The organism is Janthinobacterium sp. SUN176, from assembly GCF_030587335.1.
GTDB classification, from domain to species: domain Bacteria; phylum Pseudomonadota; class Gammaproteobacteria; order Burkholderiales; family Burkholderiaceae_D; genus Janthinobacterium; species Janthinobacterium kumbetense.
This window is the reverse complement of record NZ_JAPWIA010000005.1, coordinates 190,171-210,642: the sequence shown is the minus strand read 5'-3', so window position 1 is coordinate 210,642 and position 20,472 is coordinate 190,171. Positions and strand designations below refer to the sequence as shown.

The following is a 20,472-nucleotide window of genomic DNA, read 5'->3' as shown; positions in this document are numbered from 1 at the left end:
TGACCTCAATCACACCACCATGACACAGAATTTCTTCCAGACTTTTATCCTGCTCTTGCTCGTCACCGATCCGTTCGGCAACGTTTCCCTGTTCGTCAATGCCCTCAAGCGTGTGCCGGTCGAGCGGCGCTGGAAAGTCGTGGTGCGCGAGTGCATGATCGCCTTCGGCATCTTGCTGCTGTTTATGTTCTTCGGCCGCCATTTCCTGAATGCCTTGCAATTGTCGGAAGTGGCTCTGCGCATCGGCGGTGGCGTGATCCTGTTCCTGATCGCCATGCGCATGGTGTTTCCGCAGCCCAACGCCGGCAATAGCGACCACGAGATGGGCGGCGAACCGTTCATCGTGCCGCTGGCCATCCCCGCGCTGGCCGGCCCGTCGGCCCTGGCGACCGTCTTGCTGTTTTCCTCGCATGAAATGAACGACGTCATCGCCCACGTGGCGGGCTTGACGGCCGTGGCCGCCGTCTGGCTGGCCGTCTTCCTGTGCGCGGAACGCTTGCAACGGGCGCTCGGTCCAAGGGTCATGACGGCGTTCGAGCGCCTGATGGGCTTGATCCTGACGGCGATGGCCATTGAAATGTTGCTCGCCGGCATACGGGCGTTCCTGAAATCCGTTTAACATAGTCATTCATCCACTGAAGGAGTCCAGCATGAGCCGTTGCGCCCACCTTTGTCTGATGGCCGATTACAACCAGTGGATGAATGCCAAGGTCTACGCGGCGGCGGCCAGCCTGCCGCCCGAAGAGCTCAGCCGCGAACGGGGCGCCTTCTTCGGCTCCCTGCTGGCCACCCTGAACCACGTGATGGTGGGCGACACCCTGTGGCTGCAGCGCTATGCGAAGCACCCGGCCGGTTTCCCCCTGCTCGACCCCATCCGCGCCATCACGCCGCCCGCGTCGCTCACGCACCCGCTGTTCGCAGCCGAAGATTTTGCCGCCATGCACGCGCACCGGCAATGGCTGGACCGGCTCATCGTCGACTGGGCCGCCTCCATCCGCGAAGAAGACCTGGACCACTTGCTCGATTATCGCAACAGCAAGGGGCCGAACCGGCGCGAATTTTTCAGCCTGCTCATGCATTTCTTCAATCACCAGACCCATCACCGGGGCCAGGCCAGCACCCTGCTGTCGCAGGCGGGCGTGGACATCGGCGACACGGATCTACTGTTTCGCATCCCCAACCATATTCAAGACTGACGATGGGCGGTAGCGCCACGCCTTGAGCAAGATCAAGCCCAGCGCCAGCGCACCGAACAGCCCGCCGCAAGCCATCGCCCCCTGCATACCGTAGCGGGCGATGGCCACGCCGCCCGCCAGCGCGCCCACCGTCACGCCCAGGTTGATGGCGGCGATATACACGCCGATGGCAAACGCGGGCGCCTCGCGCGCTTCGCTGCTGAGCCACACTTGCGTGACGATCAGTCCGCTCGTGTGCGCCGCGCCCCAGAACAGCAGCAAGACGGCCAGCAGCGCCCAGCCGAGACCAGCTCCCGCATGGCGGTACAGCAGCCAGTACGCCAGCCCCAGCAGCAGTGGCTGCAGCACCACCGTGCGCAGCACATGCGTGCCCAGCTGGCGTCCGGCAAACAGATTGCCCGCCACGCCGCCCACGCCAAACACCACCAGCGCCAGCCCCGTCTGGCGCGCCGACAAGCCCGCCACCTGCTGCAGGTAAGCGGCCGCATATGCATACACGGCAAACATGGCGGCAAACACCAGCACGGCGGCGGCAATGGTGAACCACAGGGCGGGCTTGCGCAGCACGGCCAGCTGGCGGCCATACGCCATCGGCGCTTCGCGCGGCGTGTCCGGCAAGAACAGGAACAGCCCCAGCGCGGCCAGGGCGTTGACGAGGGCGCAGGCAAGGAACGATGCCTCATAGCCATACTGCGCGGCGATCCAGGTGGTGAGCGGAATCCCCAGCACCATGCCCATGCTGGTGCCCGTGAACGCATGCGCGCCGGCCCGCGCCGCCTCGCGTGGCGGATACAGGGCGGCGGTCGCCACCATGGCCAGCGAGAAATACACAGGATGGAACAGGGCCGGCACGATGCGCAGCGCCAGCAGCCACTCGAAGCGGGGCGCATAGGCGGATGCCGCGCTGGCCAGCGCGAACACGAGCAGGGAAACGATCAGCACGCGCTTGCGGCGCCAGCGCGTGGCCAGCAGCACGAGGAAGGGGCCGCCCACGGCGATCATCAGGGCGAACAGGCTCACCAGCGAGCCCGCCTGCGCGGCCGTCACGGCATAACGCTGCATGATCAGCGGCAAGATGCCCACCACGCCAAACTCGATGCAATACACGCCGAACAAGCCCAGCGCGAGGAAAACGATAGGATGCGGGCGCGTCATGGCCGCCGTCATTGCCCCTGCTCCACGCCATACACTGCCTGGCACAGCTCCGTCACGAACGGCCCCGCCATGCCCTCCAATGCCGTATTCGTGAACGCCACCACGGACAATTCTTGCACGGGGTCAACAAACCACGAGTGGCCATACGTGCCGCCCATGCGCCAGCTGCCAGCCGACTCGGGCGTGGCGGCGGCAAGCGGGTCCGTCAGCACGGTAAAACCCAGGCCGAAGCCGCGGCCGGGCCAGAACGGCAAGTCGAAATTCCCCGTCTGATTTTCGCCCATCTGGCGCGCCAGCGCCGGCGGCAACAGCGGTGCGCCGCCCAGCCGCAAGGTTTCCAGCAGGCGCATGAAGTCAGGGGCGGAACCGACCATGCCGGCGCCGCCGGACGGGTAGGCGTGCGCATCGCGGGCACGGGCCGGCGACAAGGTAAAACCTGCCATGCCATCGAGAAACGGCAGATGGTCTTCCCCCGCGTCCAGCAAACGGCGCGGCCGGGATTCTCCCGCTGCGCGGTCCGCATAGGCGACGGCCAGGCGCGCCGGGTCCGCAGTAAAAAAACCCGTGTCGCGCATGGCCAGCGGCGCCGTTACCAGGAATTCCACGGCGTGCGCCAGCGGCAAGCCCGTCACCGCTTCGATCACGGCGCCCAGCACGTCGGTGGCGATCGAATACCCCCAGCGCTCGCCCGGCGCATACGCGAGCGGCACGCTGGCCAGGCGGCGCAGGTTGTCCTCCAGGGAAATACGGGACGCATCCATGCCGTCCGACACTCCCGCCTGCGCATACGCGCCGCCCGGCGGCTGGAAGAAGCCATAGTCGAGGCCAGCCATGTGCGTGAGCAAGTGGCGCACGGTCATCGCCGCCACGGCGCCGTCCGGCTGGCGCGGCGCAAAATACGGCAGCCAGCGCGCCACCAGGTCGTCCAGCCCAAGGCGCTGCTGCCCCACCAGCGCCAGCGCGGCCGTCGAGACGATGGGTTTGCTGACGGACGCCAGGCGAAAGATGGCATCCTCACGCATGGGCGTGCCCGCCTCGCGGTCCAGGTGGCCGGCCGCGCGGCGATACACTTCCTGGCCACGGTGGCACACGAGCACCACGGCGCCCACCAGGCGCTGCTGCTGCAAAACAAGGTCCAACAAGGCATCGATGCGGGCGGACAAGGCCGCAGGAGAGAAGTTGTACATCATGGCTGAGCCTTTCAAATGATCAGGCTGCCAAGGTAAGCCAGGCGCGATCAAAGAAAAACAGGCTATAGTTTCTGTCTGTGCGGACGTTGGCATCCGCAATCAACGGTGATGAAACGGACACGACATGGATAACCTGGCGGGATTCACGGCCTTCGTGCAAGCGGCCGAAACGCGCAGTTTCGTGGCGGCGGGCCGGGTGCTGGGCATTTCCGCCTCGGCCGTGGGCAAGAGCATCGCGCGGCTGGAAGCGCGCCTGGACGTGCGCCTGTTTCACCGCAGCACGCGCAGCATCGCGCTGACGAGCGAAGGCACCGTGTTTCTCGAACGCTGCCGGCGCATCCTGGGCGAGATCGAGGCGGCCGAGCTGGAGTTATCGAACAGCAAGAGCGCGCCCCGAGGCCGGCTGCGCGTCAGCCTGCCGCAAGTGGGCAGCCTGCTCAATCCTGTGCTGGCGGCCTTTGCGCGCGCCTATCCGCTGGTGGAGCTCGACCTCGATTTCAGCGACCGCCGGGTCGATGTCATCGAGGAAGGCTACGACGCCGTCGTACGCGCGGGCGAAAGCGCCGACAGCCGGTTGATGAGCCGCCAGCTGGGTCAGTTCCAGCTGCAACTGGTGGCCGCGCCCGCCTATCTGGCGCGCAACGGCACGCCGGGGCTGCCCGCCGACCTGGCGCAGCACACTTGTTTGCTGTACAAGTTTCCCAGCAGCGGCAAGGTCGAGGCCTGGCCTTTGGCCGAATGGCCCGCCTTGCACGCGGCGGGCTTGCCGGCGCTACTGAACTGCAACAATGTCGAAACCCTGCTGCACTTTGCCGAAAGCGGCCTGGGCATCGCCGCCCTGCCCGACTTTGCCGTGCGCGCGGCGCTCGCTAGCGGCCGCTTGCAGCCGGTGCTGGACGCGCACCGCCGGCACGACGGGACCTTTCGCATCCTGTGGCCCAGCAGCCGCCACCTGACGCCGAAACTGCGCGCCTTCATCGACTTCCTGGCGACGCACGTGTTTCCGGAAAGCTGAGTCCGCATCCTGCGCCGCGCTCGTTGTTTCCACACGACAACTTATTTAATTTGCTACCAATTTTTAAACTTTTCGGGGAATTGATACAAGTTTTTGTATTGCAGTGCGGAATTTTGAGGAACAATTACAGGCTGGTCGCCCTTACGTATAAACCCGTAGCCCTGGCCTGTCGACGTTTTCCTTCACTTCCGCAACACGAAAGCAATCATGTCACTCACACAATTCAAAATCGGCACCCGGCTCGGGATCGGGTTTGCTGTCGTCCTCGGCCTGCTGGTGGCCGTCTTGCTCGTCGGCCTGTATTCCATGGGGCAATTAAGCGCGCGCACGCACGACATCGTGGCCGACAAGAACGTCAAGATGGCGGCCGCCAATACCATGAGCGACAACGTGCGCAACATTACCCTGGCGATCACGAGCATTGTGGTGGCGCCGACGGAAGCGCTGGTGCAGGCGGAACTGGCCAAGATCGGCGAAGCGCGCAAGAAATACGGCGCCGCCAAGGAAACCTTGCAAAAGAAGATTTCGACGGACAAGGAAACGGCGCTGATGGCCGAACTGGACGCGGCCCTGAAATCGGGTGCGCCGCTGAACAACAAGGTCATCGAACTGCGCAATGCGGGCCAGACGGAAGAGGCGATCGCCTTTTTGACGCAGCAGGCGGCACCGAGCCTGAAGATCGTGCTGGGCGCGCTCGACAGCCTGGTCGCGTATGAAGCGCAGCAGGCGGCGCAGGCGGCGACGGACGCCGAAACGCTGAGCACGAGCGCGCGCGCTTCCATGATTGCCCTGGGCAGCGTGGCCGTGCTGCTGGGCGCCTTCGTTGCCTGGATCATCACGCGCTCGATCACCCAGCCCATCAATGCGGCCGTCAGCGTGGCCGAAACCGTGGCCTCGGGCGACTTGTCGTCGCACATCGTCGTCAATTCCAGCGATGAAACGGGCCGCCTGCTGGGCGCCCTGAAAGCCATGAACACGAGCTTGCTGGGCGTGGTGGCGCAAGTACGCAATGGCACGGATGCCATCTCCACGGCGTCGAGCGAAATTGCCGCCGGCAACCTCGACCTGTCATCACGCACGGAAGAGCAAGCCAGTTCGCTGGAAGAAACGGCGTCGGCCATGGAAGAACTGACCTCGACCGTGAAACAGAACGCGGACAATGCGCGCCAGGCGAACCAGCTGGCGAAAAGCGCGTCGGAAGTGGCCGTGCGCGGCGGCAGCATCGTTTCGCAAGTGGTCGACACCATGGGCACCATCAATGCATCGTCGCGCAAGATCGTCGACATCATCGGCGTCATCGACGGCATCGCCTTCCAGACCAACATCCTGGCCTTGAACGCGGCCGTGGAAGCGGCGCGCGCGGGCGAACAGGGACGCGGCTTCGCCGTCGTGGCCACGGAAGTGCGCAACCTGGCCCACCGTTCGGCCTCGGCCGCCAAGGAAATCAAGGAACTGATCGCCGCGTCCGTCGCCAACGTGGACACGGGTTCGCGCCTCGTCAATGAAGCAGGCCAGACCATGGGCGACATCGTCGACAGCATCGTGCGCGTGACCGACATCATGGGCGAAATCACTTCCGCCACGCACGAGCAGACCATCGGCATCGAACAGATCAACATGGCCATTGCCCAGATGGATGAAGTGACGCAGCAAAACGCGGCCCTCGTGGAAGAGGCAGCCGCCGCTTCGCAAAGCATGCAGGAACAGGCGGGCGAGCTGGCCCACGTGGTGGGATTCTTTAAAACCGGCAACCATGTCGCCAGCGCACCCAAGTTGACGCCGGTACGCACCGCAGCGGCACCCGCGGCGGCAAAAATCGCGCCTCCCGCAGCCCGACCCGCGCCCGCGCGCAAGGCCGTGGCGGCCGCGCCGGCACGCCGCAGCAATGCCGGCGCCGAGAGCGAATGGGAAGAGTTTTAACCAATAGCAACATCCTCACCACGGGAAAGCCAGGCAGGAAGTTGCTGCCTGGCTTTTTTTCGTCCGCAATCATCACTTTTTTTGCGGCAAAGCCCGCGCAATAGACAAAAGTGCAAAACGTGCACCGCGCATACGCTTTACAATCCTCGCTCGCTTTACAAAATATTGGTCATCATGAATCAGGCAGAACAGCAGCGCCTCCTGGCTATCCTGGAGTATTGGCACAAGATCGAATTCTTTATCCCGTTTGACCTGAATCAAATCACGGACGTTGAAGACCCGTCCACCGTGCGCCTCCTGCAGCGCGAACAGCTGGCGCAATTGCCGCCGCAGTTCGCCACGCAATGGCAAGTGCCGTCCGACCGCGAGATCGACGGCTTCAGCCTGTTCCTCGGCGTGTTCGACAAGGCCGAAATCAACAAGGCTTGTCCGCCGGCCAACGGCCCGGAAAACATTGCCGAAACAGAAAAAACAGAACTGCTGGGACGCTCGTGCTTTGCCCGCCTGAACCTCAATGCGCTGGGCGAGCCGCAGTTCGATCCCGTCTCCGTGTCGACCTTGCCGTGGGCCCTGGGCCGCGCCCGCACGCCGGACTGGTCCGGCCTGAGCCTGGACGCCTTCAGCGACAGCCAGCTGGCGCTGCAAGACAGCCTGCGCAACTTCGCGGCCAGCCGCGCGCCGCAGCCCGTGACGGACGAGGCGGGCAATGTCTCGTCGCCCCTGTCCGGCATGGAAATCGCCGCGCTGGCCGACCTGCTGATGGACTGGGCCGGTTTCCGCCCGTCCGCCGGCCAGCCGCTGGCCGTGCTGGAATTACGCACGCGCAAGAAACGCGTGGCCGCGACGGACGCCGATACGCTGGAGGCCAGCCAGAACCGCACGCTGGACTTCGGCGACGCGGTGGAACCCTCGATCGATATCCTCAACAGTTTTTACCTGGATGACCTGGAACAGATCATCCGCGCCTTGCGTGGCGGCAAGCTGCCCGCGACGGTCGCCGCCTATTTGACGCCGCTGGCACAGGATGAACGCATCGACCTGTACAGCCCGGCCGGACGCCAGGCGCTGGCCGCCATGCTCAATCCGGCCAACATGAACCGGGGACACTGGCTGGAAGACGCCAGCTACGCCATGAGCCTGATGCAGCAGTTCGCCATCCATGGCGCGCGCACGGGCTTGCACGAACGGGGCATCTTTTCCGTCAATGGCCCGCCGGGCACGGGCAAGACGACCTTGTTGCGTGAATTGTTCGCCGACAACATCGTGCGCCGCGCCGCCGTGCTGTCTTGCCTGGACCGCGCCGGCGACGCCTTCATCGGCAAGGTAGCCGTGGCCTTCGAAGGCGTGCGCGACCCCATCACGATTGCCCGCTTGCGCCCGGAACTGACGGGCTTTGAAATGGTCGTCGCTTCGTCAAACAATGCGGCCGTGGAAAACATTTCCGGCGACCTACCGAAACCCAAGCAGCTGGGCAAGGAATGGGCGCGCACGCGCTATTTTGAAAGCGTGGCGCGCCGGGTCGTGGCGGACGGCAATGGCGCCAACCGCGCACTGGGCGAGGCGGAAGCGCCCTGGGGCTTGATGTCCTGTGCGCTGGGCAACAGCGCGAACCGCCGCCGCTTCGTCAGCAATTTCTATGACGACGACTGGGACAAAACCACGGTGCGCAAGACGCCGAACGCGCAGAGTATCCGCCAGTGGCTGGCCAGCTACCAGGGCGTCAGCTTCGCCCAGGCCGCGCGCGAATTTCGCGAGACGGAACACGTGGTGGAAAAGGCCCTGGCCGAGCACGCCCAATACGCGGCCCTGTGGCAAGCCGTGGGCACCTGCACGGAAGCCGATTTCATCGAGGCCAGCCAGCATGCGCTGATTGCCGCGGAACAAGAAATGGATGCGGCCAACGGCGCCCTGTCCGGCGCGCTGGCGCAGCAGGACACCTTGCTCGCCAGCAAGAAGGATTTGCTGGAAGAGGAACGCCTGGTGGCGCTGACGCAGCCCGGCTTCTTTGCCCGCCTGTTCCGCACGGCCCCGGCGCGTGCCTACAAGGATGCCGTCGTGGCCAATGCCGAAGCGCAGCGCCAGGCCGCGCGCGACGTGTCCGCCATCAAGCTGCTGCTGAAGGGCGAACTGGAGCCGCGCTGCGAGCGCGCCCGCAACAGCTTGCACATCGCCCTGCGCACGGCGCAATCGCGCCAGCGCGAATGGGATGACAGCACGGAACTGCTGCGCCGCGCGCGCATGCGCTTCCCCACCATCGTCGCTCCGGAGTCACTGGAAGCGCTGGACGGCGACGCCCTGCAAATTGGCGGCCTGTGGCATGAACCGGCCCTGGCCCGCCTGCGCTCGCGCCTGTTCGCCAAGGCCCTGGCCCTGCATGAAGCGTGGCTGGCCGAGGTGGCGAAGAAGGGTGGCCCCGGCTTTGGCGGCAACTTGCTGGCCGTCTCCAAATTGCTGAAAAACAAGCGCGCCTACGACCAGTCGCACATCGCCATGGTGTGGCACAGCCTGTTCATGGTGGTGCCCGTCGTGTCGACCACGTTTGCCTCGTTCGCGCGCCAGTTCCAGGGCATGGGTCCCGAATCGCTGGGCTGGCTGTTCATCGATGAAGCGGGCCAGGCAGTGCCGCAAGCGGCGCTGGGCAGCCTGTGGCGCGCCAAGCGCGCCGTCGTCGTGGGCGACCCGCTGCAGATCGAACCCGTGTTCACGGTGCCGGGCCGCCTCGTGCAAACCTTGTCCGCCCTGTCGCCGCACACGCGCGATGGCAGCTATGCGCCAACTTCCGTGTCCGTGCAGACCCTGGCCGACAAGGCCAACCGCTATGGCGCCGTCGTTGGCGCCGGCAGCGCCCAGCCGCTGTGGATAGGCAGCCCCCTGCGCGTGCACCGCCGCTGCGTGGAACCGATGTTTTCGCTGGCCAACAGCATCGCCTACGAAGACAAGATGGTCTACGGGCTGGCCGAGCGCACGCCGCCGGCCGGCGCGCGTGGCCTGACGCGGGGCTCCAGTTGCTGGATCGACGCCGTCGGCCCCGTCAGCTACAAGCAGGTGGTGCCCGTGCAGCTCGATTTCGTGCTGGAAGTGCTGTTGAAGCTGTACCGCCGCGACGGCAAGCTGCCCGACATGTATGTGATCACGCCGTTCAAGGCCGTGCGCAACGAATTGCGTTCGCGCATCGTCGACATGGACTGGGACCGCCGCCTCGGCTATGGCAAGGCGCCGACGGCGCGCGAATTGCGCCAGTGGAGCAGCCAGATGGTGGGCACCGTGCATACCTTCCAGGGCAAGGAACAAAGCGTGGTGATGCTGGTCCTCGGCGCCGATGACAGTACGGCCGGCGCCGCGCAATGGGCGGCGGCTACGCCGAACCTGCTCAACGTGGCCCTGACGCGCGCGCAACACCATGTGTACATCGTCGGCAACCCGCTGCTGTGGGGGCAGTTGCCGCATTTTGCGCCCGCCTGCACGCAATTGCCGCATACGGGCATGCATGAGTTTTTGGTGGAAATGGGGTAAACATCTGAGCAAACCTGCTGCGCGTAGCGGTTTGCCGCCTCCGATGCTCACTGCTTCGGGGGCGCCGAACCTCTCTTGCGCTCGCTACGTTTTATCAGGCGTTCTCAACGGGGAAAACAAGGGTAAACGTCGTGGCGGCCGCGTCGGACGCCACGCTCGCGCTGCCGCCATGCAACTGCATGATGGCCGTGACGATGGCCAGCCCTAATCCCGTGGAAGCGGCCGAATCGCTGCGGGCCGGGTCGGCGCGGTAGAAGCGCTCGAACAGGTGCGGCAGGTGACGCGCGGGGATGGCGGGACCGAGGTTGCTCACGCTCAATTCCACACCCTCGTTCGTCGCGTGCGAACGCAGCAGTATCGTGCTGCCGGGCGCCGCATGGCGGATGGCGTTCGACAGCAAATTGCCCAGCGCGCGGCGCAGCAGTTGCGGCTCGGCCGTTACCGCGCCGCTGCCGTGGCAAGCCAGCGTCAGCTCGCGCTCTTCGGCCAAGCCTTCAAAGAAATCAGCCAACCTTAAAAACTCGTCCTGCACGGGCAAGACTTGCTTGACGAGCACCATTTCATCCTGCTGCGCCCGCGCCAGGAACAGCATGCTGTCGATCATGCGCGACAGCCGCTCCAGCTCTTCCACATTCGACGACACCAGCTGTTCATACTCGTGCGCACTGCGGGGCCGGGCCAGCATGACCTGGCTTTGCCCCAGCAGATTGGTGACGGGCGTGCGGAATTCATGCGCGAGATCGGCGGAAAACTGCGACAGCCGCGCATAGCCTTCCTGCAGCCGCGCCAGCATGGCGTTCAGCGCCTGGATCAAGGGCAAGAGCTCCGTCGGTGCCCCGCGCGCATCGAGTTGCTGCTCCAGCTTGCCCGGCCGCACAAGAGCCGCATGCGCGGCGATATTGCGCAGCGGCCGCAATCCCCGCAACAACATCACGCTGGCCAGCAAGGCCGCCACCAGCGCGCTGACGGCCACCGATACGACGATCTGCCAGCGGTAGGCGGCAAACATGGCCGTGCGATCGCCATAGACCCGGGCGACGGAAATGTCGGCCATCTGCGCGGGATCGCCGATGCGCGCGCTGGCCGCCACGACCCTGGCCGGATAGCCGTCGCGGCTGATCCAGCTGACGATGTCGCCCGCCGTCACGGGGACATCGACGGCCACGGGAACAGCATGCGCCACCATCTCGCCGTGCGGGTTGACATCGATCAAACGCGTGCCATCGGCGCGCACGATGCGGACCAGAGAATTCTCTTGCCCGCTCATGGTGTCGCGGAAATACTGGGGCCGTTCGCGGATAATATCGAGGGTGCCCGCATTGCCCAGCAGTTGCTGGATTTGCCGCAGTTTTCCCAGCAATAAAATGTCGTCGCGGCGCTCGATTTCCGCCACAAATGAACGGTACAGATGCATGCCCAGCCCGGCCGACACGAGCGCCACGATCAGCACGAACACGAGCGTGACGCGCAGGGTCAGCGAGCGGCGCAGTTGCGAGAATTTCATGCGCCGGCGCCGTTGTCGGGTACGGTCGGCGCGCGCAATTCGCAGACATAGCCCATGCCCCGCAAGGTGTGGATCAGCTTGGGTTCGAACGGATCGTCGAGCTTGCTGCGCAGGCGGCGGATGGCCGCGTCGATGACGTTGGTGTCGCTCTCGAAATTGATGTCCCACACTTGCGAGGCGATGATGGAGCGCGACAGCACTTCGCCCTGGCGCCGCGCCAGCAGGTGCAGCAAGCCGAATTCCTTGGCCGTCAGGGTGATGCGCTGGCCTTGCCGGCTGACCTTGCGTTTCATCACATCGATTTCCATGTCGCCGATGCGGATGACGTCGTCTTCACGCGGTGGGCCCCGGCGCAACAGGGTGCGGATGCGCGCCACCAGTTCGGCAAATGCAAACGGTTTCACCAGGTAATCGTCGGCGCCCAGTTCCAGCCCTTTCACGCGGTCCTGCACCTCGTCGCGCGCCGTGAGGAAAATCACGGGCACGTCGGCGCCGCCCTCCTGCAGCCGCAGCGCGCGCAAGACTTGCCAGCCATCCATGATGGGCAGCATGACGTCGAGCACGATCAGATCGGGCGCTTCGCTGCCGGCCATGTGCAGGCCGTCGCGGCCGTTGCGCGCCAGGCTCACCGTGAAACCGGACTCGGCCAGGCCGCGCAGCAGATAGTCGCCCGTCTTCGGTTCGTCTTCAATGACCAGGATGCGCATGGCAGCTTTCTAATGGGAATATGAAACCATTTTACGCCGCACGCACGCCGCCGCGGATGATAAAAATGTCATGCGGCGATCATCTTCCCGTAGGGCAAGCCTGGCCATACTGGCGCCATCTTGTTTCCTGGACGCCACATGAAAACCCTGTTACTCGGCAGTACCCTGCTGTGCCTGCTGGCCAGTCCCGCCTACGCGCAATTGCGCAATATCAATGACCTGTCGCTGGCGGCGGCCAACAAGCTGGCCAGCGCGGCCATGGCCGCGTGCCAGGCGCAGGGCCGGCACATCGTCGTCACCATACTGGACCATGGCGGCAATGTCGTCGCCGTGCAGCGCGCCGACGGCGTCGGACCGCACAACACGGAAGCCAGCCGGCGCAAGGCGTACACGGCCTTGTCCACCAAAAACGATACCTATGCGCTGGCCGTGGCCGCCCGCAACAATCCGGACATGAGCAATTTGACCACCGTGCCGGAACTGTTGCTGCTGGGCGGCGGCTTGCCGTTGATGGCACAGGAGCAGGTGGTCGGCGCCATCGGCGTCGCCGGTGGCGGTGGCGCCCGGCAAGACCGTGCCTGCGCCCGGGCTGCGCTGGCCGCCCTCCCTGAACTCGATTCCACCCCACCTTGAAAGCAACAACGATGACTTGTCTGAAAAAAATCACCGCCGCCCTGGCCTTCGCCAGCCTGTCCAGCACGGCCCTGGCCGCCGCCAATCCCTTGAGCGTGCACATCCTCGACTTGCAAAGCGGCCAGCCGACGGCGGGCGTGACGGTAACCCTGGAGCACAAGAAGGGAGATGACTGGAAGCAATTGAGCAGCGCCGTGACGAATGCGCAGGGGCGCATCGCGGCCATGTATCCGGCTGATGCGCCCATGCAGACGGGCGACTACCGCATCGTGTTCAAAACAGGCGAGCACTATGCGCGCCTGAAACAGGAAACTTTTTTCCCGGAAATCCCCGTGCAATTTCACGTGGAAAAGGCCGACCAGCACTATCACATTCCCTTGCTGCTCAGTCCTTTCGGTTTTTCCACTTACCGAGGAAACTGACCGTCGATCACGCCACCGTCTTCGCCGTCTGTCCGAACAGCACGCTTTTCGCGTCGCCGCTGACGGTGGGCTGCACATTGATTTCGGCCGCCCGCGCATAAGCGCGCACGGTGGCGGGACGGGCGGCGATGGCCGCGAACCAGCGCGCCAGGTGCGGGAAATCTTCCAGCTTCTGGCGCTGGCGGGCGTGCGGCACGATCCACGGGTAGATCGCCATGTCGGCGATGGAATAGTTGTCGCCGGCCACGAATGCACGGTCCGCCAGGCGCTTGTTCAGCACGCCGTACAGCCGGTTCGTTTCATTCACGTAGCGCGTGATGGCGTATTCGATGGGTTCCGGCGCATATTGCACGAAATGGTGGTTTTGCCCGGCCATGGGGCCAAGGCCGCCCATTTGCCAGAACAGCCACTGCATGACTTCGGCGCGTCCCCGCACGTCGTCCGGCAGGAATTGCCCGCTTTTCTCGGCCAGGTATTGCAAAATGGCGCCCGACTCGAACAGGGACAGCGGTGCGCCGCCATCTGCCGGCGCCTGGTCGACGATGGCGGGGATGCGGTTGTTCGGCGCGATGGCGAGAAACTCGGGCTGGAACTGTTCGCCCTTGCCGATATGCACGGGAATAATGTTGTAGGGGATGCCCGCTTCTTCCAGGAACATCGTCACTTTGTGCCCGTTGGGCGTGGTCCAGTAATACAGGTCGATCATCGTGGTCTTTCCAGGTAGATAAGTAGGGCAGGCGGCCTCCGCATCACTATTGTCGCGCCGCAACTGATATGCATGGATATAATGCCACGTAAGCGAAAAACAAGACGGCGCCCAAGCGAGGCAAGCGCCCACTCGCGCCGTTACGCAGGCATCCCGACATTCCAGAGCACAAACAAAGAAAGCCGACCATGCGCAAACTCCTGATCGTCACGCTGTCCGTCCTGCTGTCAGGCTGTGTCCAGGACTTCGCCATCTACATGTTCGATGGACAAGACCACTCCCTGACCGTGCGCCGCCAGCAACGTTATTTTTGGCAAGATACCGTGGAAGTGCAGCTGATGGCCACCAATTTGCCGCAATGCCAGCGCCTGCATACCCTGTCGACGGATGCGCCGGCCGACATCACCGTCGAGCTGTTTGCGGCCGGCGACGGCATATGGAATATCCGCATGGGCAAGCAGCTGTGGCAGGCGGAAACGAATACCTGCAATGAGTTGACGGAAATGGAAAACGACCCGAAAGCCGACCTGGGCCAGCCGATCGGGCAATTCGTGGTCGTCGATGACAAGCTGGAATTCGAACCGGCGCCGCAAGCGGCGGCGCCAGCCCAGTAAGTCCTGAACGAAACCCCTAGCGCGCTGCCAGGCTGCGCAGCGGCTTTTTCGCCACGGCGCGTGGCGCGCCAGCCGAGCTTGCCGCCAGGCGCGGCGCCGTCCCCGATTCCTGCGCCGACAGCTTGAAGCGCGCCACCAGTTGCGCCAGCACGGCCGCCTGGTCTTGCATGCTCGACGCCGCTGCCGCCGCCTCTTCCACCAGTGCCGCATTTTGCTGCGTCACGCTATCCATCTCCGTGATTGCCTGGTTGACGTGGCCGATGCCCGTGCTTTGCTCGTGCGAGGCGGCCGTGATGTCGGCCATGATGTCGGTCACGCGCGAAACGGAAGCGACCACCTGATCCATGGTCGTGCCCGCCTGTGCGACGAGGGTGCTGCCGGCCGCGATACTGTCGACGGAAGCGCCGATCAATTCCTTGATTTCCTTCGCCGCGCCGGCCGAGCGTTGCGCCAGATTGCGCACTTCCGACGCCACCACGGCAAAGCCGCGTCCCTGTTCGCCCGCGCGCGCCGCTTCCACGGCCGCGTTCAAGGCGAGGATATTCGTCTGGAAGGCGATGCCGTCGATGACGCCGATGATGTCGACGATCTTGCGCGACGAAGCGTTGATGGTATCCATGGTGCCGATCACTTGCGCCACCACGGCGCCGCCCTGGCGCGCCACGGCGGAAGCGGACTGCGCCAGCTCATTCGCCTGCACGGCATTGCCCGCGTTCTGGGTCACGGTCGACGTCAATTCCTCCATCGAGGCGGCCGTTTCTTCCAGGGAACTGGCTTGCATTTCCGTGCGCGCCGACAAGTCCATATTGCCGCTGGCAATCTCGCTCGATGCCGTGGCAATCGTCTCGGCGCTGTGGCGGATTTCGCTGATCGCATCGACCAGGTTGGTCTGCATGGTTTTCATCGCGTACAGCACGCTGTGGCGGTCGTTGGCATGCGTGCGCACGACGCCGCTCAAATCGTTATTCGCGATCTTTTCCGCCACGTCGGCCGCATACTCGGGATCGCCGCCCAGCGCATGGCGCAGGCTGCGGTTGATCACCACGACGACGGCCGCCAGCAAGCCGCATACCAGCACCAGCACGCCCAGCGAGGTGAGCAGCGACTGGCGGAAGGCCGCATCGATATCATCCATGTACACGCCCACCACCAGGGTCCAGGCCCATGGCTTGTAAGCCACCACGCGGCTCATCTTCGGTTCGGGGGTTTTCTGGCCGGGACGGGGGAAATAGTAATGGACGAAGCCCTTGCCCGCATCGCTCTTGCCGACGGTAACGATGTCGCGGTACAGATAAGTACCGTTGGCATCTTTAAAATCCGACATGTTCTTGCCGTTCGTTTGCGGCGCGGCGGGATTCATCACGACGACAGCATCGAGGTTGATGATGGACAAATAACCGGTCTCGCCGAAACGCATGCTCTTGATGACGGCCGTGGCTTGCTTCTGCGCCTCTTCCTTCGTCAGGGCGCCGCTGGCGGCCAGGTCGCCGAACATCTTGACGGCGCCCAGGCCCAGGTCGGCGGCATTGCTCAGGTCGGCACTGCGCTCTTCGATGCGGATCTTGCGCACTTCCAGGGCGTTATAGACAAAAATAACGGTGATGCACAACAGGCTGCAAATCAGGGGAATCCATAACTTTTGCTGGAACGTCAATTTCTTCATGCTGTGTCTCCAACTATCTATTTGCGGCAAAGGGGCGTGGCCCGCTTCCAGCTCGGCTGGCCAGGAATGCGGCGGCGACGGTGCTCTGGCGGCACCGTTCAGACTGCTTCAGCATACGCTCGAACGACCGATATTTACAATGCCGGGAAGCAATGAATTTTGCCCAGTGTTGTTAATGCGTTGCGACAATTGATGAGAATTGATGTTGCGTTGCAATAAAATTGGGGCCAGCGGCCGCCGTTCTTTTGCGCTACAGTCACTCCCATTCCCCACCACGCAAGGAGTTCCATGTCGACCACCATGAGCTGGCAAGGCTTTGCCATCCTGTCGGCCGTGTTCGCGGCCCTGACGGCCATCCTGGGCAAGCTGGGCGTGGCCCACCTGAACAGCAACATGGCCACCTTGATACGCACGGGCGTCATCCTGCTGGTGACGGCGGCCATCATCTCGCTGCGCGCGGAATGGCAGCGCCCCGCCGGCGGCAACTGGGTGGGCTGGACTTGCCTGATCGCCTCGGGCGTGGCCACGGGCCTGTCGTGGCTATGCTATTTCCGCGCGCTGCAACTGGGGCCCGTGTCGCTGGTGGCGCCCGTCGACAAGCTTAGCGTGGCGCTGGTGATGCTGGCCGGCTGGCTGGTGCTGGGCGAACCGTTCACGCTGAAAGGGGCCCTCGGTGGCGGCCTGATCGTGCTCGGCTCGCTGATTTTGCTGCTGTGACGCATTCCACGGCACGCGGCGGCGCGCCTGTGTCAGAATGCACGCCGCATAGATCGAATCACGAAAGAACAGCATGACCAAGAATGAAGCCATGAAACGCATCAACGACCGCCTGGGCAAGCCCACCCTGACGGACAAGAACACGCACTTTGCCAGCGTCGCCAGCTATGGCACGGACGAAGGCTGGTGGCTGAAGATCCCCTTCCTGACGTTCAAGCAGGAATTGCACTTCATCCTCAACAATGAAAAAACGAAAAGCTTCCAGCACCTGAAGATCGGCGCCAACCAGATCCTCAGCCCCGGCATGAAGTTCCGCAGCACGGGCGGCGCGGCCGACGCCTTCATGTCGGCCTCGGCGCCGAAACGCCTGGTCGACTTGCTCGACGGCGGCAGCAAGTACAACTTTACAAAACACTTTGTCAACGATTATCGCTACTGATGCACAGCCGTGCTGGCATCGCCCGGCGGCAGTTGCGGCGGCAGCCACGCCCTGAGCAAATGCTGGGCGATGTCGAGTGCGTCGTCGCGGCTGGTGCCGAAATGCAGGGGATAGCCCCAGAACTTGCCAAATAGAACGGCAAAGGCCTTGCCGGCCAGGCGCTTGGCGGCGCTCGGTTCGATCAACACCATGCCCTGGATATACGCGCGAATGGCGGCCTTGTTCTGCTTCATCCACAGCGATGCGCGCTTGCGCTCCTCCTGCGGGTGTTCATGCCCGTCCTCGTCAAAGCCTTCTTCGCTGAGGATGACAAACGCCTGCCGGCGCGCCAGCAGCGCGTCGAACTGGGCAAACAGCACATCGGCCTGGGTATCTGCCGTGCCGTCGCGGCGCATCCAGACGAGGGGGAATGTGGAAAAATCGAGTTGCATGGGATGACTCCTTCAAGGGGGTTGCCGTTCCTCCTCACCTTCATCAGAACACTGGCGGCGGCGGTTGCCGTGGAAGCGGGGCTGCGGATGCCCATACGATAGCGTTGGCAGTGCTGCGCGTCATTGCATAAAATAGCCACAATATTATTCAATCCAGCCAAAGTCTTCCCATGCCCCATCCCCTCTTGCCCAGCATGCTGACGGCCCGCCTGGGCCTGGACGACGACGCCTCCATCCTCGATTTCGACGTCGATGGCGTGCTGCGTCCCTTGCTGGCCGTGGGCCTGGCCAGCGTGCCCGAGGATGCCGAGCAGGCGCCGCACCAGCACCGCAAGGGGCAGCTGCTGTATGCCACGCGGGGCGTGATTCATTGCGAGGTGGAAAGCGGCGTGTGGATCGTGCCGCCCCAGTGCGCCGTGTGGATACCGGGCGGCCTGATGCACGCGGCGCAGGGCGTGGGCGAGGCGCAATGTTATTGCCTGTTTGTCGAGCCAGGCATGGCGCCGGCCTTGCCCGCCGTCTGCTGCACCGTGGCCGTCTCGCCATTGCTGCGCGAACTGATCGCCAAGGCGGCCGGTTTTCCCACCTTGGCCGCGCTGCAGGGCGCGCAGGAACGCCTGGTGCTCACCCTGCTCGATGAATTGGCGGCCGCGCCCGTGGAAGACTTGCATTTGCCGATGCCGCGCGATGCGCGGCTGCGCCGCCTGGCCGCCCTGCTGCTGGCGCAGCCTGCCGATAAACGCACGCTGGCCGAGTGGGCCAGCCGCATCGGCATGAGCGAGCGCAGCATGACCCGGCAATCCCTGGAGGAGATGGGCATGAGCGTGGGCCGCTGGCGCCGGCAATTGCACGTCATCCTGGCCTTGCAACGGCTGGCGCAAGGGCGCAGCGTGAAAGCCGTGGCGCTGGAACTCGGCTATGAAAATACCAGCGGTTTTGTCACCATGTTCCGCAAGGCCGTGGGCAAGCCGCCGGCCCGCTACCTGGCGGAACGGGAATCCAGGAGAATATAAAAACGCATAAAAAAAGGCGGCATATGCCGCCTTCGTCCTGCATCATCGCTTAAATCATCATACTTCGCGCGCCAGTGCCAGGAACTCCGTGCGCAGCGCCAGGTTCGGCTGCATCTCGCCCAGCATGGCCGAGGTGATGGTTTCTTCGCCCGGCGTGCGGATGCCGCGGCTTTCCATGCACAGGTGGCGGCAGCGTACGACCACGCCCACCGACTTCGGTTCCAGCACTTCCATCAAGGCATTGGCGATCTGCATCGTCATGCGTTCCTGCACTTGCAGGCGCTTGGAGAAGCAATCGACGAGGCGCGTCAGTTTCGACAGGCCGACGATCTTGCCGTTGGGCACGTAGCCGATGGTGGCCTTGCCGAAGAACGGCGCCAGATGGTGTTCGCAATGGCTGTAGACGGGGATGCCGCGCACGACGATCAGCTCGTTGTACTGTTCCGCGCCATCTTCAAAGGCTTTCAACAAATCGACCGGGTCCTGGCCATAGCCGGAGGTCCAATGTTTCCAGGCTTTTGCCACGCGCGCCGGCGTTTCCAGCAAGCCAGGACGCTGCGGATCTTCACCAAAGCTGCTGATGAGCCGGCGCCAGTCGTTTTCGGAGAATTCTTGAGACATGCTAAACCACCCTAAAATTTGCAATTGCCGCCAGTATATAGAAAATGCGGCAAGCTGCCTGAGCAGCCCCCGCTTTACGGCACTGCCGGCGGGCGGTGCGCCTGCACCAGCAGCGCGGAAATCGACACGCTGGAACTCGCTTCCGGCCAGGCATCGCCGGGGCCGAACCAGCGCGCCTCGGCGATCTCGTTCTCGTCGAGGCGGATCTCGCCATCGAGGTAATCGGCCGTAAACGCGATCATCAGCGAATGGGGAAACGGCCAGGATTGGCTCATGAAGTACTGCAGGTTATGCACGCGCAAGCCCACCTCTTCCATCACTTCCCGGTGCACGGCTTCCTCGATCGATTCGCCCGCCTCCAGGAAACCGGCCAGGGGACTGAAGCGCTGCGATGGCGAATGCTTGTGCATGGCCAGCAGCACTTGCTCGCCCTTGCGGATGAGTACCATCATGGCGGGCGAAATGCGCGGATACGCGAGCATGCCGCAGGCGGCGCAGGTGAAACAGCGTTCGCCGCGCGTGCGCTGCATGGGCGTGGCGCACACGCCGCAATGACGGTGCGTGCGCGCCCACTCGGCCAGTTGCGCGGCGCGGCTGGCTAGGCCCAGGAAAGCATCGTCGACGGCATGGAACAGCGAGCGCATGCCGTGCCAGGCCAGGGGGCCGTCGGCGGGCAAGGCATCGTCATCCGTCCAGACGGTCTGGCAATAGCGGCCCTGCCACAAGCCCACGGGCTGGGCGCGGCTCAGGTCGATATCGAGCGCGGCCGCCTCGGCGGCAGTGGGCAGGGTCAGCTCGGGCGTGCGCAACAATAAACGCCCGCGGTGAAAGACGAAGGTGAGCGTGTCGGCTGCCGCCGGGGCCGGTTCGGGAGCATCGATCAGGGGGACGAAGGCATCGGGTGTCTGCAGCATGCTTGGCGGAAATTTGTAAAGGTTGCTCATCATACTCCCGCTGCCGGACGCTTGCGCGCGTAGCAGCGGCCATGCAGCAAAGCAAGCATTCATGGGCCA

General features: G+C 64.1%; 20 protein-coding genes. 11 read left to right on the top strand and 9 right to left on the bottom strand.

Annotated elements, in window-relative coordinates; translation table 11 throughout:
- Positions 1 to 19: 19 nt before the first annotated feature.
- On the top strand, positions 20 to 619 hold the full coding sequence (locus tag O3299_RS25030; protein WP_077398149.1) for a MarC family protein: 600 nt from the start codon (positions 20 to 22) through the stop codon (positions 617 to 619).
- A 31-nt stretch (positions 620 to 650) separates the two neighbouring features.
- On the top strand, positions 651 to 1,196 hold the full coding sequence (locus O3299_RS25025; protein ID WP_305054723.1) for a DinB family protein: 546 nt from the start codon (positions 651 to 653) through the stop codon (positions 1,194 to 1,196).
- Here O3299_RS25025 and O3299_RS25020 read toward each other — a convergent pair.
- Complete coding sequence (locus tag O3299_RS25020; RefSeq protein ID WP_305063441.1) at positions 1,161 to 2,351, bottom strand: MFS transporter; 1,191 nt, start codon at positions 2,349 to 2,351, stop codon at positions 1,161 to 1,163. The two genes, O3299_RS25025 and O3299_RS25020, sit on opposite strands and share 36 nt — an antisense overlap.
- Positions 2,352 to 2,359: 8 nt before the next feature.
- Entirely contained in the window at positions 2,360 to 3,541 is a 1,182-nt protein-coding gene (locus tag O3299_RS25015) for a serine hydrolase (RefSeq protein ID WP_305063440.1), read from the bottom strand.
- Positions 3,542 to 3,665: 124 nt separating this feature from the next.
- Between O3299_RS25015 and O3299_RS25010 the strand changes: the two genes are divergently transcribed.
- The 3 genes from O3299_RS25010 to O3299_RS25000 all read left to right on the top strand — a co-directional run bounded on the left by O3299_RS25010 (position 3,666) and on the right by O3299_RS25000 (position 9,989).
- Positions 3,666 to 4,556: a LysR family transcriptional regulator gene (locus O3299_RS25010; protein ID WP_305063439.1), complete on the top strand. Its 891-nt coding sequence runs from the start codon at positions 3,666 to 3,668 to the stop codon at positions 4,554 to 4,556.
- A 207-nt stretch (positions 4,557 to 4,763) separates the two neighbouring features.
- Positions 4,764 to 6,476, top strand: coding sequence for a methyl-accepting chemotaxis protein (locus tag O3299_RS25005; protein WP_305063438.1), 1,713 nt, complete (start codon positions 4,764 to 4,766; stop codon positions 6,474 to 6,476).
- Positions 6,477 to 6,650: 174 nt separating this feature from the next.
- The gene (locus O3299_RS25000; RefSeq protein WP_305063437.1) at positions 6,651 to 9,989 is read left to right on the top strand and encodes a DEAD/DEAH box helicase; all 3,339 of its coding nucleotides are present in this window, start codon (positions 6,651 to 6,653) and stop codon (positions 9,987 to 9,989) included.
- Positions 9,990 to 10,083: 94 nt separating this feature from the next.
- On the opposite strand, the gene O3299_RS24995 is transcribed toward O3299_RS25000, so the two are convergent.
- Positions 10,084 to 11,493: a heavy metal sensor histidine kinase gene (locus O3299_RS24995; RefSeq protein ID WP_305063436.1), complete on the bottom strand. Its 1,410-nt coding sequence runs from the start codon at positions 11,491 to 11,493 to the stop codon at positions 10,084 to 10,086.
- On the bottom strand, positions 11,490 to 12,200 hold the full coding sequence (locus O3299_RS24990; RefSeq protein ID WP_305057632.1) for a heavy metal response regulator transcription factor: 711 nt from the start codon (positions 12,198 to 12,200) through the stop codon (positions 11,490 to 11,492). The genes O3299_RS24995 and O3299_RS24990 overlap by 4 nt, the downstream gene beginning before the upstream one ends.
- A gap of 138 nt (positions 12,201 to 12,338) precedes the next feature.
- On the opposite strand from O3299_RS24990, the gene O3299_RS24985 reads away from it, so the two are divergent.
- Positions 12,339 to 12,833 carry a heme-binding protein gene (locus tag O3299_RS24985; protein WP_305063435.1) on the top strand — a complete coding sequence of 165 codons (495 nt, stop codon included), beginning with the start codon at positions 12,339 to 12,341 and terminating at the stop codon, positions 12,831 to 12,833.
- An 11-nt stretch (positions 12,834 to 12,844) separates the two neighbouring features.
- Complete coding sequence (uraH, locus tag O3299_RS24980; RefSeq protein ID WP_305063434.1) at positions 12,845 to 13,255, top strand: hydroxyisourate hydrolase; 411 nt, start codon at positions 12,845 to 12,847, stop codon at positions 13,253 to 13,255.
- Positions 13,256 to 13,262: 7 nt separating this feature from the next.
- Here uraH and O3299_RS24975 read toward each other — a convergent pair whose 3' ends face one another.
- The gene (locus O3299_RS24975; RefSeq protein WP_251351679.1) at positions 13,263 to 13,961 is read right to left on the bottom strand and encodes a glutathione binding-like protein; all 699 of its coding nucleotides are present in this window, start codon (positions 13,959 to 13,961) and stop codon (positions 13,263 to 13,265) included.
- Between the two features lie 188 nt (positions 13,962 to 14,149).
- Here O3299_RS24975 and O3299_RS24970 point away from each other — a divergent pair, with 188 nt between their 5' ends.
- Positions 14,150 to 14,575, top strand: coding sequence for a hypothetical protein (locus O3299_RS24970; protein WP_251351680.1), 426 nt, complete (start codon positions 14,150 to 14,152; stop codon positions 14,573 to 14,575).
- A 16-nt stretch (positions 14,576 to 14,591) separates the two neighbouring features.
- Here the strand turns inward: O3299_RS24970 and O3299_RS24965 are convergent, their stop codons facing one another.
- Positions 14,592 to 16,238: a methyl-accepting chemotaxis protein gene (locus O3299_RS24965; RefSeq protein WP_289900508.1), complete on the bottom strand. Its 1,647-nt coding sequence runs from the start codon at positions 16,236 to 16,238 to the stop codon at positions 14,592 to 14,594.
- A gap of 288 nt (positions 16,239 to 16,526) precedes the next feature.
- Between O3299_RS24965 and O3299_RS24960 the strand changes: the two genes are divergently transcribed.
- Together O3299_RS24960 and O3299_RS24955 are read left to right on the top strand one after the other, a co-directional pair.
- Positions 16,527 to 16,955 (top strand): EamA family transporter, encoded by a 429-nt coding sequence (locus O3299_RS24960; RefSeq protein ID WP_218965295.1) that lies wholly within the window; start codon positions 16,527 to 16,529, stop codon positions 16,953 to 16,955.
- A gap of 73 nt (positions 16,956 to 17,028) precedes the next feature.
- Positions 17,029 to 17,394: a hypothetical protein gene (locus O3299_RS24955; RefSeq protein WP_034781254.1), complete on the top strand. Its 366-nt coding sequence runs from the start codon at positions 17,029 to 17,031 to the stop codon at positions 17,392 to 17,394.
- Here O3299_RS24955 and O3299_RS24950 read toward each other — a convergent pair.
- Positions 17,388 to 17,825 carry a hypothetical protein gene (locus tag O3299_RS24950; protein ID WP_305063433.1) on the bottom strand — a complete coding sequence of 146 codons (438 nt, stop codon included), beginning with the start codon at positions 17,823 to 17,825 and terminating at the stop codon, positions 17,388 to 17,390. The two genes, O3299_RS24955 and O3299_RS24950, sit on opposite strands and share 7 nt — an antisense overlap.
- A gap of 194 nt (positions 17,826 to 18,019) precedes the next feature.
- Between O3299_RS24950 and O3299_RS24945 the strand changes: the two genes are divergently transcribed.
- On the top strand, positions 18,020 to 18,838 hold the full coding sequence (locus O3299_RS24945) for a helix-turn-helix domain-containing protein (RefSeq protein WP_370385313.1): 819 nt from the start codon (positions 18,020 to 18,022) through the stop codon (positions 18,836 to 18,838).
- A 57-nt stretch (positions 18,839 to 18,895) separates the two neighbouring features.
- Here the strand turns inward: O3299_RS24945 and folE are convergent, their stop codons facing one another.
- Together folE and nudC are read right to left on the bottom strand one after the other, a co-directional pair.
- Complete coding sequence (gene folE / locus O3299_RS24940; protein WP_099666133.1) at positions 18,896 to 19,459, bottom strand: GTP cyclohydrolase I FolE; 564 nt, start codon at positions 19,457 to 19,459, stop codon at positions 18,896 to 18,898.
- A 74-nt stretch (positions 19,460 to 19,533) separates the two neighbouring features.
- Entirely contained in the window at positions 19,534 to 20,373 is an 840-nt protein-coding gene (gene nudC, locus O3299_RS24935; RefSeq protein WP_305063470.1) for an NAD(+) diphosphatase, read from the bottom strand.
- Between the last annotated feature and the right edge of the window lie 99 nt (positions 20,374 to 20,472).